Origin of the sequence: Marinibacterium profundimaris (assembly GCF_002210095.1) — a bacterium.
GTDB classification, from domain to species: Bacteria; Pseudomonadota; Alphaproteobacteria; order Rhodobacterales; family Rhodobacteraceae; genus Marinibacterium; species Marinibacterium profundimaris.
In genome coordinates this window covers 568,025-584,368 of sequence record NZ_AQQR01000003.1, presented here as the reverse complement: position 1 = coordinate 584,368, position 16,344 = coordinate 568,025, and the positions used below count along the sequence as shown (strand labels likewise).

General features: G+C 67.4%; 11 protein-coding genes. 9 read left to right on the top strand and 2 right to left on the bottom strand.

Features of this window, described 5'->3' with window-relative positions:
* Positions 1 to 350 precede the first annotated feature (350 nt).
* The 3 genes from ATO3_RS10710 (at position 351) to ATO3_RS10700 (ending at position 5,086) form a co-directional block, all read left to right on the top strand.
* Positions 351 to 734 carry a hypothetical protein gene (locus ATO3_RS10710; RefSeq protein ID WP_088649827.1) on the top strand — a complete coding sequence of 128 codons (384 nt, stop codon included), beginning with the start codon at positions 351 to 353 and terminating at the stop codon, positions 732 to 734.
* A 30-nt stretch (positions 735 to 764) separates the two neighbouring features.
* A complete protein-coding gene (locus ATO3_RS10705) occupies positions 765 to 3,929 on the top strand; it encodes a M10 family metallopeptidase C-terminal domain-containing protein (protein WP_088649826.1) in 3,165 nt (1,054 codons plus the stop codon).
* Between the two features lie 284 nt (positions 3,930 to 4,213).
* Positions 4,214 to 5,086, top strand: a complete 873-nt coding sequence (locus ATO3_RS10700; protein ID WP_088649825.1) for an aldose 1-epimerase family protein — start codon at positions 4,214 to 4,216, stop codon at positions 5,084 to 5,086.
* 20 nt (positions 5,087 to 5,106) lie between these two features.
* Here the strand turns inward: ATO3_RS10700 and ATO3_RS10695 are convergent, their stop codons facing one another.
* Complete coding sequence (locus tag ATO3_RS10695) at positions 5,107 to 5,916, bottom strand: helix-turn-helix domain-containing protein (protein WP_088649824.1); 810 nt, start codon at positions 5,914 to 5,916, stop codon at positions 5,107 to 5,109.
* 176 nt (positions 5,917 to 6,092) lie between these two features.
* Between ATO3_RS10695 and ATO3_RS10690 the strand changes: the two genes are divergently transcribed.
* The 5 genes from ATO3_RS10690 to ATO3_RS10670 all read left to right on the top strand — a co-directional run bounded on the left by ATO3_RS10690 (position 6,093) and on the right by ATO3_RS10670 (position 13,084).
* A complete protein-coding gene (locus ATO3_RS10690; protein WP_088649823.1) occupies positions 6,093 to 7,643 on the top strand; it encodes an ABC transporter substrate-binding protein in 1,551 nt (516 codons plus the stop codon).
* An 82-nt stretch (positions 7,644 to 7,725) separates the two neighbouring features.
* Positions 7,726 to 8,670, top strand: coding sequence for an ABC transporter permease (locus tag ATO3_RS10685; protein WP_088649822.1), 945 nt, complete (start codon positions 7,726 to 7,728; stop codon positions 8,668 to 8,670).
* A complete protein-coding gene (locus tag ATO3_RS10680) occupies positions 8,651 to 9,562 on the top strand; it encodes an ABC transporter permease (RefSeq protein ID WP_233152098.1) in 912 nt (303 codons plus the stop codon). Before ATO3_RS10685 ends, ATO3_RS10680 begins: the two co-directional genes overlap by 20 nt.
* A gap of 8 nt (positions 9,563 to 9,570) precedes the next feature.
* Entirely contained in the window at positions 9,571 to 11,634 is a 2,064-nt protein-coding gene (locus ATO3_RS10675; RefSeq protein WP_158217943.1) for a dipeptide ABC transporter ATP-binding protein, read from the top strand.
* Between the two features lie 25 nt (positions 11,635 to 11,659).
* A complete protein-coding gene (locus tag ATO3_RS10670; RefSeq protein ID WP_088649820.1) occupies positions 11,660 to 13,084 on the top strand; it encodes a C69 family dipeptidase in 1,425 nt (474 codons plus the stop codon).
* 52 nt (positions 13,085 to 13,136) lie between these two features.
* Here the strand turns inward: ATO3_RS10670 and ATO3_RS10665 are convergent, their stop codons facing one another.
* Positions 13,137 to 13,817 (bottom strand): IclR family transcriptional regulator, encoded by a 681-nt coding sequence (locus tag ATO3_RS10665; RefSeq protein ID WP_088649819.1) that lies wholly within the window; start codon positions 13,815 to 13,817, stop codon positions 13,137 to 13,139.
* Positions 13,818 to 13,985: 168 nt separating this feature from the next.
* Between ATO3_RS10665 and ATO3_RS10660 the strand changes: the two genes are divergently transcribed.
* Entirely contained in the window at positions 13,986 to 16,334 is a 2,349-nt protein-coding gene (locus ATO3_RS10660; protein WP_088649818.1) for a cytochrome P450/oxidoreductase, read from the top strand.
* Positions 16,335 to 16,344 lie beyond the last annotated feature (10 nt).

The following is a 16,344-nucleotide window of genomic DNA, read 5'->3' as shown; positions in this document are numbered from 1 at the left end:
CGGGCATGGCTCGGGGCAGGGCACCCCACGGGACAAAGGCAGGGCAGGGCGGACGTTCGGCCCGGGCCCTGCCTTTCCCGTTTCCGGTTGAGCGAGGCCGGAACGGGCGCTGCTTTGCCTGTTCATGGTTGATCCAGGGCGGCCAGGTTCGCCGGACCCGTGCAGGGGCCGATGACGACGGGCGCCGCGCCGTACCAGTCGGCGCCAATGCCACGAAAAAGCCTTGATCCGGCCCATCGGCAGACGCCTTCAGCGGCGAAGACTGTGCTCAGGGTCAGAATGTCCCGGTATCCCCAGGAAAAACCGTAACCGTAACCGGAGCCTGCTGGTCTCCCATCGCGACATTCATCATGGCCACAGCCGACACGACCCTGTCCGTCCCCGCCACGCCTGCACCCATTGCCCTGCAACCGGTGCGTGACAGCGGCGCCGACGCCCCCGTCTGCCCTTCGCTGATGACGGCGCTCACCGCGGCGTTCGAGGCGGCGATCACGGCCGAATTCGGCCCGGTCACCGTCACCGACACCCCGGCCGGGGGCCGGGCGTGCCTGCGCTTCGTAACCGAGAGGCAGGGCCGCAGCGTCCTGTCGGGCCACCTCGCCTGGCAGCGCGCCGATGGCGAAAGCGGGACGGGACCGACCCTGACGTTGTCGGTGTCCGATGCCGATCTGGATGTCACGATGCTCGACCGCTTTGCACGCGACCTGCTGCGCATCAGCAAGCTCCACCTCTGAGCCCAGGCTCGCCTGAAAGGACGAAATCCAATGTGCATGATGTGCCTTGCCCGCGATCCGGGCCAGACGATCTATGATTCTCATATCGATGCCCCGCTGACCGACGGGGGCATCTCGGCCAGCCTGACCGACGCGGGCAAGCCCACCTACACCGCCGACCAGATCGCGGATTACCTTGCCGTCGGGTTCTGGCAGGACAACGGCCAGCAGACGCGCTCCTTCGACGTGCAGGCCGGCGGGACGATCACGGTGAACCTCAACGGGCTCGACGCGACCGGCAAGGCGACCGCGCTGCAGGCGCTGGAGGCCTGGACGGCGGTGAGCGGGCTGAATTTCACCCAGTCCACCAACGCGATGATCACCTTCGATGACACGCAGTCGGGCGCCTACAATTCCTCGTACACCTCGGGCACCACGATCACCTCGTCGCATGTGAACGTGCATACCTCTTGGCAGAGCTACGGCGAATATTACCTGCAGACCTACATCCACGAGATCGGCCATGCCCTGGGGCTGGGCCACGGCGGGATGTACAACGGCAGCGCCAACTACGACACCCAGGCGCATTACGCCAACGACAGCTGGCAGATGTCGGTGATGTCCTATTTCTCGCAGCACGAGAACCCGAATGTCTCGTCCTCCTTCGCCTATCTCGCGACGGCGCAGATGGCCGACATCCTGGCGATCCAGTCGCTGTACGGCACGCCCACCAACGTGCAGTCGGGCGACACGATCTATGGTGACAACACCGGTCTCAGCCAGCATGGCATGGGGCTGAACACGGGCAAGGCCGTGACGATCTTCGACAGCGGGGGGACCGACCTTGTCGATCTCGGGTCGCGCGACTGGAACCAGCGGCTTGACCTGCGGGCCGAGAGCTTTTCCGACATCAACGGCAAGATCGGCAATTTCGCCATCGCCCGCGGCACGCTGATCGAGAACGCCCGCACCGGCGAGGGCAGCGACCACATCGGCGGCAACGGCGCGGGCAACCGGCTGGAGAGCGGGCTGGGCGCGGACACGATCCTGGGCAGGGGCGGCGACGACGTTCTGATCGGCGGTGGCGGTGCGGACACGCTGGGCGGCGGCAGCGGCAGCGATGCCTTCGTCTATGACACGGCCGGTGACGCGGGTGACACGATCACCGATTTCAGCCTGGTCGAGGGCGACCGGGTCGACCTGACCAATCTCTTTGCAAACCTCGGCTACAGCGGAAGCGACCCTGTCGGCGACGGTATGGCCTGGCTGGCGGCGGCCAGCGGCGGGTCCTGGCTGGCGGCGGCCAGCGGCGGGTCCTGGCTGATGGTGGACGGCGGCGGTCTGGGCGCGATGGCGATCGCCTTCCTGTCGGGCATCGCGTCGGATGCCAGCATTGCCGACATCATCGACGTCGAGAGCGTGCCCGTCGGCCCCGGCCCGACAGACCCCGGCACCGGCAATGTCGATACGGTCATCACCCTGACCAACATCTTCGCCCTGTCCTGGACCGAGGCAGGCAGCCTGATCCGTGACACCGACGGCGGCACCGACACGCTGGACATGAGCGCGGTGACCTACAGCACCAAGGTCTACCTGGATGGCAGCGTCGCGGGCAAGATGGGCAGCAAGCTGCTGAACATCGAGGTCGGCAGCGACATCGAGAACCTGCTGCTGGGCTCGGCCCGCGACCATGCCTGGGGCAACGCGCTGGACAATTTCATCGACGGGGCCGCGGGTGATGACCGGCTGTATGGTCAGGCCGGCAACGATACCCTGCGCGGCGGCGGCGGGCGCGACTGGCTCTTCGGCGAAGACGGTGACGACGTGATCACCGGCGGCGCCGGGGCCGACAAGATCTCGGGCGGGGCCGGCGCGGACCGGATCGACGCGGGCGCGGATTCTGACAAGATCTACGGCCAGGACGGCGATGACGTGATCGAGGGCGGCGACGGCCGTGACACGATCTATGGCGGCCTGGGCAACGACCGGCTCGATGGAGGGTCGCAGGCGGACAAGCTGTATGGCCACCAGGGCGACGACGTGATGATCGCCGGAGACGGGCGCGATTCGCTCTACGGCGACGCCGGCAACGACGACATGAGCGGCGGCGGCGATGCCGACAAGCTGTACGGCGGCGATGGCCATGACATCATGTCGGGCGGCGGTGACCGCGATTTCCTGCGCGGCGATGCCGGCAACGACGTGATGGACGGCGGCGGCGGCGACGACAAGCTTTACGGCGGCGACGGCGACGACGTGATGACGGCCGGGAACGGCCGGGATTACCTGAAGGGCGACGATGGCAACGACACGCTGGATGCCGGTGCCGGCGACGACCGGCTGTTTGGCGGGAAGGGCAACGACGCGATGTCGGGCGGCGACGGCAAGGATTTCATGAAGGCCGACGACGGACACGATACGGTGGATGCCGGCGCGGGCGACGACCGGTTCTACGGCGGCAGGGGCAACGACGTTATGTCGGGCGGTGACGGCAACGACATGGTCTACGGCGATAACGGCGACGACGTGATCGACGGCGGCGCCGGCAATGACAAGCTGTACGGCAAGGCCGACAACGACACCCTGCGCGGCGGCAACGGGCTGGACTTCCTCAAGGGCGACAAGGGTGACGATTACCTTGACGGCGGCGCCGGGGACGACCGGCTTCTCGGCGACACCGGCCTGGACGAGATCCACGGGGGGGAGGGGGCCGATTACATCAAGGCCGGCAGCCACGACGACACCGTCGATGGCGGCGACGGCAACGACAAGATCTACGGCGATTCCGGGGATGACACCATCGACGGCGGCGCGGGCGACGACATCATCGACGGCGGCTCGGGCAACGACGTGATCCTGGGCGGCGAGGGCGTCGATGTGATCAAGGCGGGCTCTGGCGACGACGTGATCACCGGTGGCATCGGGGCCGACAGGCTTCTGGGTGCCAGCGGCGCGGACATCTTCGTCTTTGCCACGCTGGACGATTTCGGCGACACCGTGGGCGATTTCTCGCTGCGCCAGGGCGACCAGATCTCGGTCTCCGGGCTTCTTCAGGGGGGCACGGTCGCCGATGCGCTCGCCCAGGGGCTGTTCGCGCTGGAGGCGGATGGCCGCAGCTCGATGCTGACCTTCGACTCGGCCGGGACCATCGTGGAGCTGGCCTATCTCAGGAACCTGTCTTCCGACACGGTCCTGAGCGAGGACTGGCTGATCTGAGGCACCACAACGCCGCGTGACAGGGCCGGATGCCGCAAGGTGTCCGGCCCTTTGCTTTTGCGATGGCACGGCGTGCGGGACCAGGCCGGCCGCAAGCTGGCTGCCCCGGACAGGCCGGTGCGCGCGGTCCCGTAGCCGGTGCCCAGGCCGTCGTGCAGGTGCGCCCCATGCACCGGAACCGGGCAGGCCCGGGTCAAGGGGACAAGGCGGCCGCGCCCGGCTTGAGCCGGGGCTGCGCGGCGATTACAGCTGGGGCACCGCACCGACCATCGAAGGAAGACCAGATGACCGCCGACACCTCTGTCCTGTCCAACGGCGAGCTCCGCCTGACCGTCGCGCCTCTGGGCGCCGAAATGCAGTCGCTGCGCGACGCGGCCGGGCAGGAGTATCTCTGGCACGGCGATGGCGCCTTCTGGACCGGCCGGGCGCCGGTGCTGTTCCCGATCGTGGGGCGCGCGGCGGGCGACAGGATCGCGGTCGGCGATCATGCCGCCCCGATGGGCCAGCACGGCTTTGCCCGGCGCAGCCACTTCGACCTGGTCGGGCAGACCGACACGATGTGCCATCACGTGCTGAACGCGTCCGATACGACGCGCGAGGTCTATCCCTTCGATTTCGCCCTGCACCTGGTGCACTGGCTGGAAGGGCGGACCGTGCAGTGCGAGGCGCGGGTCGAGAACACCGGTACGGAAGACATGCCCTTCGGCTTCGGCTTTCACCCGGCCTTCTGCTGGCCTCTTCCGGGCGCCGAAGGGCAGGATCACGTGGTCACGCTGGAAGCCGGCGGCGCGCCGCAGCGGCGCCCGTTGCGGGACGATGGCCTGCTGCGCCGCGAGATGGTGCCAGGCCCCTTCACCGACGGCCGGCTGACGATCGAAGAGGCGCTGTTCGCGGACCGGGCGCTGGTGTTCCCCAACGGATCGGACGCGCTGCGCTATGGCCCCGAGACGGGCGCGGGGCTGTCCTTCACGTTCCGCAACCTGCCGGACCTGGCTTTGTGGAAGCCGATCGGTGCGCCCTTCCTCTGTGTCGAGCCCTGGCATGGCACGGCGTCGGTCGAAGGGGACGGGCCGCAGATCGCGGACCGGCCGAACAGCATCATCCTTGCGCCGGGCGCCAGCGCCGAGTTCGGCTATGCGGTGACGCTGGAGGCGTGACGCGGGTCCCGGGGGGCCTCTCAGGGCTCGTCGATTTCCAGTACGAAGGCGCCCGGATCGATCTCGTTGCGGATCGCGCGGACGATCTCCTGCCGCAGCGCCGGGTCGTCATCGCGGAAAAGACCGGTCTGGCGCATTGCGCGGTGCAGGTTGATATCGGTGCCCAGGAATTCCAGCGCCACCCGGCTTGCGCCCGGCTTGCGCCCGCGCCGGGTCGGCCCGCCGGTCTGGATGCCCAGCAGGTAATCCACCCGGCTGAGATAGCTGGGATAAAGCGTCATCTGCGTGACCGAGTTCACCTCGGTCGTTTCATATTCGAACAGCTGGATCCGGTCCGCCAGCTGGAACACAACGCCTTCGTACTTGTTCGTATGGGTCCAGCGGCCGGTGTCGGGGTCGCGCAGGATCTCGATGTTCTTGAACCAGGCGCGGTCATCGCGGATCACGATCCGGGCAAGGGACCGGATGATCTGGCCCTTGTTCCCGAAGGAGTAGAAGTAGCGGAAGTAATAGCCAGCGTAGCGGTCGACCGGGCTGGCGCGGGCGAAGATCCGGTCGAGATGCCGCATCGGCATCTCCATCTGCGTGCGGGCGGCGGGCTGGCGTCGCAGGCCGATCACCTGGGCGAAGCGGGGTTCGTCCAGCAGCATCTCGGATTCCGTCACCCCGAAGAAATCGCAGATCCGGCGCATGTTGTGCCGCGAAGGGTGAACCTGTCCGTTGAGGTACTTGTTGAATTGCTGGCGATTGATCCCGATGCGGCGGCAGACGTCGGAAATGGAACGGTAATATCCACAGGCGAGCGTCAGGTTGGTGCTGAATTCCGACATGCCCCTATCGCATACTGACGCACCCTTGGTGTCAAGTAGCTTAAGGGAGCGAAATTGTCATTCGCCCATCACTTCCCCATCCTGTGCGGCGCAATGGGGCCGGGACGCCCGCCGGCGCGGCAGTGGCCGCCCGGGTCGGTGAGCCCGACCGGGACACACCAACAGGAGCGACGACCTTGATATCATCCAAGACCACGCGGCGTACCTTCCTCACCTCCGCCGCCGCCATGGGCGCGGCGGGGATGTTCCCCGGCGGCGTGGGACTGCTGCGCGCGCAGGAGGGCCAGGTGCTGAACCTGCGCCTCGACGGCGACAATTCGATCCTCGATCCCGGCTACATGGTCGGCGGCACAGAAGTCGAGGCCCAGAAGCAATGCCTTCCGTTCCTCGCGGAATACGTACGTGACGGCGATACCTTCAGCTGGCAGCCGACCGCCTATGTCACCCGGCTGGAATATGTCGACGAAACCCATCTGGAATTCGAACTGGCCCCCGGGCTGGTCTGGTCCGGCGGCCATGGCACGCTGAAAGCGTCGGACGTGGCCTATTCCTACGCCCGGATGAAGGACAGCGAATGGTCGGGGTATTTCGACGCGCTGGAAACAGTCGAGGTCACGGGCGAGCTGACGGGCACGCTGGTGCTGAACAAGCCCTTCGCGCCCTTCATCATGGTCACGCTCTGCCACGGCCCCGGCGCCATCGTCTGCGAGGCGGCGACCGAAGCGGCCGGCGGCCGCTTTACCACCGAGTTCCCCGCCGTCTGCGGCCCCTATACCTACAGCGCCACCCCCGGCCAGCGCGCGGTGTTCGAAAAGAACCCCGAATGGACCGGCCCGGCGCCGGGCTTCGACCGCGTGGTCTGCCACGTCATCACCGAAGTGCAGGCCGCCGAGCTGGCCTATGAAGCGGGCGAGATCGACTGCACCGAACTGGGCCCCGACAGCCTGGCGCGCTATTCCGAGAACATGCCCGAGGGCACGGAGATCACCACCGCCGGCGAGCTGCAGTACATGTGGATGGGCATGAATACCCAGCACCCCAAGCTGCAGGACATCCGGGTGCGCAAGGCGATCCAGCACGCCGTCGACGTGGATTCGATCCTGGCCGGCGCCTTTGCCGGCACCTCGGCCAAGTCGCACGGCATCGTCTGCCCCGGCCTGCTGGGCCACCGGTCCGAGACCTCGTACAGCTACGATCCCGCGAAGGCGCGCGAACTGCTGGCCGAGGCCGGTGTCTCGGGGCTGGAGCTGACGCTGCGCACGCTGAACTGGCAGGAGCGGCTGCTGACCGCCCAGATCATCCAGGCCAACCTGGCCGCGATCGGCATCACCGTGAAGATCCTGCCGATGGAAAGCGGCCCGTTCTGGGAAATGGGCATGGAGAGCGCCGGCGACACCTGGCAGGACCTGGAACTGTGGATCATGCGTTTTGCCACGGTGCCCGATCCCTACGAGGCGACCCAGTGGTTCGTGTCCGAGCAGGTCGGCGTCTGGAACTGGGAACGCTGGACCGATCCGGAATTCGACCGCCTCTACGAGGCCGGCCTGTCGGAGACCGACCTTGCCAAGCGGGAAGAGATCTATCTGCAGATGCAGCAGATCATGGAAGACACCGGCGCCTATGTCTGGATCAACCATGAACCCGAGGTCTATGCCCACCGGACCGACATCGAAGTCGTGGCGGCGCCGTCGGGCGAGCTGAACTATCACCGGTTCAAGCCGCTCTGATCGCCGCCATCGTGGCCCGCGCCGCCGGCCCAAGGGCGGCGCGGGCACCAACCGGACCTGAACCCCGGAGTGCCCTTTCGGCATGTTTTCCTACCTATTGAAACGACTTGGCCTGGCGATGATCGTCGTCGTGGCGGTGCTGCTGCTGCTGTTTTCCATGCTGCACATGATCCCCGGCAACCCGGCGATCCTGGCACTGGGGACCCGCGCCACGCCCGAGGCCATCGCGGAATATTCCGCGCGGATGCACCTGGACGAGCCGGTGCTGACGCAGTTCGTCTATTTCCTCGGAAACGCCCTGCAGGGCGATCTGGGCAACGACGTCTTTTCCAACCGTCCCGTGACGGCGGTGATCGGCGAGCGCATCGGCTTCTCGCTGGCGCTGATCTGCACCGGCATGGGCTGGGCCGTCCTGCTGGGCGTGCCGCTGGGCTGTCTTGCCGCCGTGCGCCCGGGATCCTGGATCGACCGCGTGACCGGGCTGTTCTCGGTCGGGATGATCGCGGTGCCCTCGTTCCTGGTGTCGATCTGGGCGCTGTTGCTCTTCGCGCTTCAGCTGGGCTGGCTGCCGGCCATCGGCGCAGGCGAGCCCGGCGATATCGCCGACCAGCTGAGCCACCTCATCCTGCCCGCCTTCGCCATCGGCCTGGGCTGGGTCGGCTACCTTGCGCGGATGGTGCGCGCCTCGATGCTGGAAGTCATGGGCGAGCCCTATATCCGCTCGGCCCGGGCCTTCGGCCTGAAGCCACGCCGCGTGGTGCTGGGCTATGCCCTGCGGATCGCCATCCTGCCGACCATCACGCTGATCGGCATGGGCTTTGGCGGGCTGATCTCGTCCGCGGTCTTTGCCGAGATCATCTTTTCCCGTCCCGGTGTCGGGAAGATGATCTTCGACGCGGTGTCCGACCGCAACTTTCCCATCGTGCAGGGCGGGGTGCTGCTGGCCACCGGCTTCTACATCCTCGTCGTGCTGCTCTCCGACCTCCTCATTGCCTGGCTTGATCCGCGTGTCCGTTCCTCCCTCTGATCCCGCATCCGCCCCCGCCGTCGCGGCCGAGCTGCGCGAAAGCGCCGGCCGCGAGCGGCGCGAGAAGCTCAGGGGTTTCCTGACCGACTGGCAGGCCGTCACCGGGCTGATCCTTGTCGTGGCCTTCTTCGCCAGCGCGATCTTCGCGCCCTGGCTGGCGCCCTACGATCCCAACGCCATGGACATTCCCGCGCGGATGTCCGGACCCACATGGGCGCACCTGGCCGGGACCGACCAGCTGGGCCGCGATACCTTCTCGCGTATCCTCTACGGCGGACGCGTGGCGCTTTACATCGCCGCCATCGGGGTCTCGGTCTCGCTGATCATCGGGCTGGTCCTGGGCATGATTGCGGGCTACGGGCCGCGCTGGCTGGACAACCTGCTGCTGCTGGCCTTCGACGCGGTGCGCTCGTTTCCCGCGATCATCCTGGCGCTGGCGACCGTGGCGCTGACCGGGCCCAGCCTGACCGTGGTGCTGGCCATCGTCATCATCACGACCATTCCCAGCTATGGCCGCGTTGCCCGCACCGCGACCATGGCGCTGCGCCATACCGAATTCATCCTGGCCGAACGCTCGCTTGGCGCCTCGACCCCGCGGATCCTGCTGCACCATGTCATGCCGAACGTGATCGGCCCGCTGCTGATCCTCGCGGCGATGGAGGTGCCGGTGGTGGTGTCGATCGAGGCGGGTCTCAGTTTCCTGGGCATCGGCGTGCTGCCCCCCAAGGCCAGCTGGGGCACGATCCTGAACGAAGGCTACCTGGTGATCCGCGATGCGCCCTGGATGGTGATCGCGGGGGGCATTCCGCTGATCCTGACGACGCTGGGCTTCACCTTCCTGGGCGAGGCGCTGCGCGACGTGTTCGATCCCCGCATGGGCCGGGGGCGCTGATGAAAACCATGACCGACACCGACACACTACTGAACATCGACGGGCTCACGCTCGACTTCAGGACCAACCGCGGCCGGGTGAAGGCGCTGCGCGACATCTCCTTCCCGGTACGCCGGGGTCGCATCCTGGGGATCGTGGGCGAAAGCGGATCCGGCAAGAGCACCGTGCTATGGTCGATCCTGGGCCTGCTGGCCGGCAATGCCGAAATCACGTCCGGCCGGATCGATTTTGGCGAGAACGACCTGCTGCGGATGGACGCCGAGGCGCAGCGCGCCGTGCGGGGCGAGCAGATCAGCGTGGTCTTCCAGGACCCGATGACCTCGCAGATCCCGGTGCTGCCCTACGCGCGGCAGATGTCCGACATTCTCTACCGCCGTTCGATGTCCGGGGCCGACAAGCGCCGCGCCGCCATCGACATGCTGCGCCGCGTGGGCATTCCCGATCCCGAACGCCGGGTGGACGCCTATCCGCACGAATTCTCGGGGGGCATGCGCCAGCGTGCGGGCATCGCCATGTCGATGCTGACGGGACCGAACCTGCTGCTGGCGGACGAGCCGACGACGGCCCTGGATGTCACCATGGAAGCCCAGATGATCGGGCTGATGCGCGGACTGCGCGACGATTTCGACACGACGATCGTGGTGGTGTCGCACAACCTCGGGCTTATCGCCGAGATGTGCGACGACGTGGTGGTGATGTACGCGGGCGAGGTGGTGGAGACCGGCGAGGTCCACGACATCTTCCATAATGCCCGCCACCCCTATACGCGCGCGCTGCTGGAATGCGACCCGGCGCGGATCGAGGACGTGAGCCGCAAGCTGCCGGTGATCCCGGGCGATATCCCCGACCTGACAAAGCCGCTTTCAGGCTGCATCTTTGCCGACCGCTGCCAGCGGGCGAAGCCGGAATGTGCCACCATCGCGCCGCCGCTGGTGGCGCGCGGCACCGGCGTCGCGCGCTGCCACCTGCTGGAGGGGCCGCTGGCCGATGCCTCCTGGCCGCCGCCGGCATCCGTGATGACCGTGGCGGGTGACCTTGGCGGGCCGGCTCCGGTGCGCACCGGGGCAGGGGAGGCGCCGCTGCTGGAGGTCTCCGACCTCAACGTGCGCTTCCGCACCATGGGGCCGATCCGGGCCCGGATGAAAGGCGTGTCCGATCCCTTTGTCGATGCCGTGCTGGATGTCAGCCTTGACGTGAAGCCGGGCGAGACGCTGGCGCTGGTGGGGGAAAGCGGATCGGGCAAGACGACGCTGGGCCGCACGATCCTGAACCTGCAGGCGGCCGCCGGCGGCGCGGTGCGCTACGACGGCAACCAGATCCTCGGCATGGCCGAAAGCCGCTTCAAGCCGCTGCGCCGCGACATGGCGATGATGTTCCAGGATCCGGTCGGATCATTGAGCCCGCGCAAATCGGTGCGCGCGCTGATCACCGAGCCCCTGGTGATCCACGGCGCCGAGGGCCGCGACCTGGATGCCGAGGCCGAGCGGCTGGCCGACATGGTGCGCCTGCCGCACAGCTTCCTGGCGCGCTACCCGCACGAGCTTTCGGGCGGGCAGGCGCGGCGCGTGGGCGTGGCGCGGGCGCTGGCGCTGAACCCGCGCCTGATCGTGGCGGACGAGCCGACGGCGGGGCTGGACGTCTCGGTCCAGGGCGAGATCCTGAACCTGATGGCCGACCTGCAGGCCGAGCACGGGCTGAGCTACCTGATCATCACCCACAACCTGCCCGTGGTCCGCCACATCGCCGACCGGATCGCCATCATGTACCTTGGCCGCATCGTCGAGGACGGCCCGGCGGCCGAGGTCTTTGCCCGGCCCGCGCATCCCTACACGCGCGCGCTGGTCGAGGGCGTGCCGCAACCCGACCCGGACCGACGCCGCCCGCAGACCGCCACCATCGAGGGCGAGGTGCCCAGCCTGATGCGCCGCCCGAAGGGCTGCGATTTCGCAACGCGCTGTCCGCTGGCCCGCGACGCCTGCCGCGCCGCCAAACCCGAACACCGGCAGATCGCACCGGAGCACAGGCATGCCTGCCTGTTCCCGCTGCGTGATGCCGGCGAACCGACAACCTGACTTCACTGATATCGACGGGGACCCAATGAGCTACGGGATCTATATCGGCCGCAACCTGACGGCGGACGGACATGCATGGCTGGCCGGATACGGCGACGAACCTTCCAGCCACTGGCTCGAGATCATCGACCGGGCCGAGCACGGGCCGGAGGCCACCATCACCGTGGGCGTGGGCCCCGACAGCGACATGCCCGGCCACCGGACCGAAATCCCGCAGGCCCCGCAGACGGCGCGGCACATGCGCGTCAGCTACAGCTATTACCTTGGTGTGCCGGCTCCGATCACCAATGGCGGGCTGAACGAACACGGCGTGGCGGTGCGCGACATCTGGTCGACCTCCTGCCAGGCGCTGATAGATATGACGCCGAAGCACCAGACCGGGCCCAATTATTCCGACCTCGCCCGCATCGTGGTGGAACGCGCCCGAACCGCGCGCGAGGGCGTCGAGATCATGGCCCAGCTCATCGCCGAGCACGGCTATTCCTGTTACGGCGGCAATTCCCACATCATCGCCGACCCAGATGAAGCCTGGGTGGTGATCCAGTTCTCGGGTGGCAAGGGGCTTTGGGTGGCGGAGCGTCTTGGCGCCGACGACATCCGCGCCTCGCGCCCCGGCTATATCGGCGTGGTGCCGACCGAGCCGGACGAGACCTTCCTCTATCCTCCGCATTTCATCTCAACCGCCGTCGACCTGGGCTGGTACGATCCGGATGCGGGGCTGCCCTTCGACGTCAACGCGATCTACGGCGACGGCAAGGGGCCGTGGAAGGGCATGGCCTGGGTCGAGGCCGAGATGCGCAAGCGCGCCGAAGCGGCGCCGATCACCTTCACGGATGTCTGCTGGGCGATCCAGACCGAACGCCTGACCGGCGACACCGCCGGGTACGGGCAGGTTGTGCCGCTGGTGCATCCCTCGCATTCCGACCTGCGCATGATGTGGCACGCGCCCGTCGGCCCGGTGACGGCGCCACTGGTGCCGGTGTTCCTTGGCCAGACCGAAGTGCCCGAGGAATTCGGCCAGCACCGGTACCTGACCACGGGAGAGGCGCACCGTTTTCTCGACTGCCGCAAGGAGGCGACCAACCCCGACACGGTCAGCCACGTGCCCCAGGGCGTCGAGGTGTCCGACAGCGCGGTCTACCAGTTCAAGCGCCTCATGCACCTGGCCTTCCAGGATGACGGCCTGCTGAAGGAGACCTGGGATCACTGGCGCCTGATGGAGACCCGTTTGGCCGAAGACCTGCCCCGGGTCCTGCGCAGCGCCGAGCTGCTGCTGGAGGCCGGAGAACCCGAGCTTGCCCGCCGGGTGCTGACCCGGGAAAGCGCCGCATGGCTGGCCGAGGGGCTGGAGGATTGCCGCGCGCTGGTCGCCTCGGGCCATGCAAGGCTGCGGATGCGCGATGCGCTGAACCGCAACGGCAAGCCGATGGCGCCCGAGCAGTATTGGTAAGACCGATGATGGGGCCGGGCGCGCCGTGGTGCGCGTGCGGCCCCGACTGGCGTCAGCCCAGCCTGTCCGACAGGGCGCGGGCGGCGGCCGGCACGGCCTCGGCCGCACGGTCGAGGTCCAGCTCCTCCAGCGCCACGACACCGACCGACAATTCCAGCCCGGCCTCGCCCGCCGTCGACAGGCGCACCGCGCTCGAGACGCCGATGGCCCCCTTGTGGAGCTGCCCGCGCGTGACGCTGTAGCCATGGACGCGGGCGAATTTCAGGTCCTCGCTCTCGCCCTCGGTTTCCGGACGCAGCGCCAGGATGGCTATACCGGCGGCGCCGCGGTTCAGCGGATGCCGGGTGCCCACGCGGTAATGGATCGCCACGCCGACCTCGCGCGGCTCGGCCGTCAGCGCGACGACGCATTCGTCCCCTTCGGCAATCGACAAGAAGGCGGTGGCGCCGGTCTGCTCGGCCAGCCGCTCCAGCACCGGGCGCGCCTGGTCGCGCACCCCGTCCGAACTGCGCGCGCCCAGCATGTAGGCCGCGGCGCCCAGCACGATCCGCCCGTCCTCCATCCGGCGCACCATGGCATGATCGGCCAGCGTCGCCACGATCCGGTAGGCCACGGCCCGGTGCAGACCCAGCCGGTCGGCCAGGTCGCCCACTTTCAGCCCGCCGGGCGTTCGGGCGACAAGCAGCAACGTTTCGATGCCACGGTCAAGCGTTTGCAACCGGCCGGTCGTCATGTGTGCAAGGCTCCTGTCCGTGATGTGAACCCGTTTTAAGCCATGTTCGCCCCCGGATGACAAGCTTTTGTAACTATATTCGTGACACGTGGTCGATGTAGGTGATTGAATGTCCATTATTGGTGAACTATGAAAGCACCGAACATCCGATCGAGGGGAGGCGACGAGATGGCTATCCAGACCCCGGCTTCGACCAAAGGCAGCTGCCCGTTCTCGGGCGCGGCCCCCGCCAATGCGGGGCAGGGCGGCTGCCCCGTCTCCGATCCCGAGGCGATGGCGCGGGCCTTCGATGCCTTCGAAGGGCCCTACCAGTTGGATCCGGCCGAGGCGCTGCGCTGGTCGCGCGATCAGCTTCCCGTCTTCTATTCGCCGAAACTCGGCTACTGGGTCGTCACCCGATACGACGACATCAAGGCGGTCTTCCGCGACAACATCCTGTTCTCGCCCCGCAATGTGCTGGAAAAGATCACGCCAGCCACGCCCGAGGCGATGGAGATCCTGAAAAGCTACGATTACGCCATGAACCGCACCATGGTGAACGAGGACGAGCCCGCCCACATGGAACGGCGTCGGGCCTTGCTGGATCACTTCCTGCCCGAGAACCTCGAACAGCAGCAGGACATGGTGCGCCGCCTGACCCGGGCGAAGATGGATGAGTTCATCGACGCGGGCCGGGTCGACCTGGTGGAGGCGATGCTCTACGAGGTGCCGCTGCTGGTGGCGCTGCATTTCCTCGGCGTGCCCGAGGACGAGATCGCCACGCTCAAGACCTTCTCGGTGGCGCATTCGGTCAACACCTGGGGCAAGCCGTCGGACGAGAAGCAGATCGAGGTCGCCCATGATGTCGGGCGGTTCTGGCAATATGCCGGCGAGGTGATCGAGAAGATGCGCGCCCAGCCCGAGGGCACCGGCTGGATGCATCACACGATCCGCATGAACGAGAAGATCCCAGAGGTCGTCACCGACAGCTACGTGCATTCGATGATGATGGCGATCATCGTCGCCGCGCACGAGACGACCTCGCTTGCCTCGGCCAACATGTTCAAGACGCTGCTGTCCCATCGCGGGGCCTGGGACGATATCTGCGCCGACCCGTCGCTGATCCCCAACGCGGTCGAGGAATGCCTGCGCTATGCCGGCTCGATCGTGGCCTGGCGGCGCCAGGCCACCGCGCCGACCGAGCTGAACGGGGTGGCGCTGCCCGAGGGCGCGAAGCTTTTGATCGTGCAGGCCTCGGGCAACCAGGACGAGCGGCACTTCGAGGATGGCGACACCTTTGACATCTATCGCGACAACGCGGTCGACCACCTGACCTTCGGCTATGGCGCGCATCAATGCATGGGCAAGAACATCGGCCGGATGGAGATGCGGATCTTCCTCGAAGAGATGACGCGCCGCCTGCCGCACCTGCGCCTGGCCGAGCAGGAGTTCACCTATATGCCCAATACCTCGTTCCGGGGGCCGGACGCGCTTTGGGTCGAATGGGACCCGGCGCTGAACCCCGAACGCGAGTCGCCCGAGGTGAAGGACGTGACCCGGCATTTCCCGGTCGGCGCGCCGTCGCGCCAGACCATCGCCCGCAAGGCGCGGGTGGTCGAGGTCCGGCAGGAGGCCGAGGGGATCCTTGGCCTGACGCTCGAGGATGCCCATGGCCGGCCCTTGCCGAAATGGAGCGCCGGGGCGCATGTGGAACTGTGCGTGGGCGACTTCGACCGCAAGTATTCCCTCTGCGGCGCGCCGGACACCGGCACCTACCAGGTGGCCATCCTGCGCGAAGAGCAGGGCCGGGGCGGATCGCGCCATATCCACGAGACCATCCGCGCGGGCGACGAGATCAAGCTGCGCGGGCCGTCGAACCTGTTCCGGCTGGACGAGGGGGCATCGCATTACGTCCTGGTCGCCGGCGGCATCGGCATCACCCCGATCCTGGCCATGGCCGACCGGCTGAAGGCCCTGGGCAAGCCCTATGAGCTGCATTACGCGGGCCGGTCGAAACGGACCATGGCCTTCCTCGACCGGGTGGCGGCCGATCATGGCGCGGCGCTGACGCTTTATGCCGACGACGAGGGCCGCTTCATGGACCTGCCCGGGCTGGTCGAGGCGTTGCCCGAAGGGGGGCAGATCTATTCCTGCGGTCCCCAGGGCCTGCTGACCGCGCTTGAGGACCTGACCGCCGACGCACCCGAGGGCACCTACCATTTCGAGCATTTCAGCACCGCCAATTCCGGCCTCGATCCCGAGAAGGAACAGGCCTTCGAGGCAGAGCTGACGGATTCCGGCATGGTCCTGCAGGTGCCTGCGGATACCACGCTGCTTGACGCGATCCTCGCCGCCGGCATCGACGTGGCCTGCGATTGCCGCGAAGGGCTCTGCGGCTCGTGCGAGGTGGCCGTGACCGAAGGAGAGATCGATCACCGGGACATGGTCCTGACCCGGGCCGAGCGCAGCGCGAACCGCCGAATGATGAGCTGCGTGTCCCGCGCGAAGAACGGGGGCCGGATCAAGCTTTCGCTGTAATCCGCACCAC

Bases quoted from the DNA above. Each gene is read 5' to 3' on its own strand.
- ATO3_RS10700 (WP_088649825.1), top strand. From the start codon at position 4,214: ATGACCGCCGACACCTCTGTCCTGTCCAACGGCGAGCTCCGCCTGACC.
- ATO3_RS10685 (WP_088649822.1), top strand. From the start codon at position 7,726: ATGTTTTCCTACCTATTGAAACGACTTGGCCTGGCGATGATCGTCGTC.
- ATO3_RS10705 (WP_088649826.1), top strand. From the start codon at position 765: ATGTGCATGATGTGCCTTGCCCGCGATCCGGGCCAGACGATCTATGAT.
- ATO3_RS10710 (WP_088649827.1), top strand. From the start codon at position 351: ATGGCCACAGCCGACACGACCCTGTCCGTCCCCGCCACGCCTGCACCC.
- ATO3_RS10665 (WP_088649819.1), bottom strand. From the start codon at position 13,817: ATGACGACCGGCCGGTTGCAAACGCTTGACCGTGGCATCGAAACGTTG.
- ATO3_RS10660 (WP_088649818.1), top strand. From the start codon at position 13,986: ATGGCTATCCAGACCCCGGCTTCGACCAAAGGCAGCTGCCCGTTCTCG.
- ATO3_RS10670 (WP_088649820.1), top strand. From the start codon at position 11,660: ATGAGCTACGGGATCTATATCGGCCGCAACCTGACGGCGGACGGACAT.
- ATO3_RS10675 (WP_158217943.1), top strand. From the start codon at position 9,571: ATGACCGACACCGACACACTACTGAACATCGACGGGCTCACGCTCGAC.
- ATO3_RS10695 (WP_088649824.1), bottom strand. From the start codon at position 5,916: ATGTCGGAATTCAGCACCAACCTGACGCTCGCCTGTGGATATTACCGT.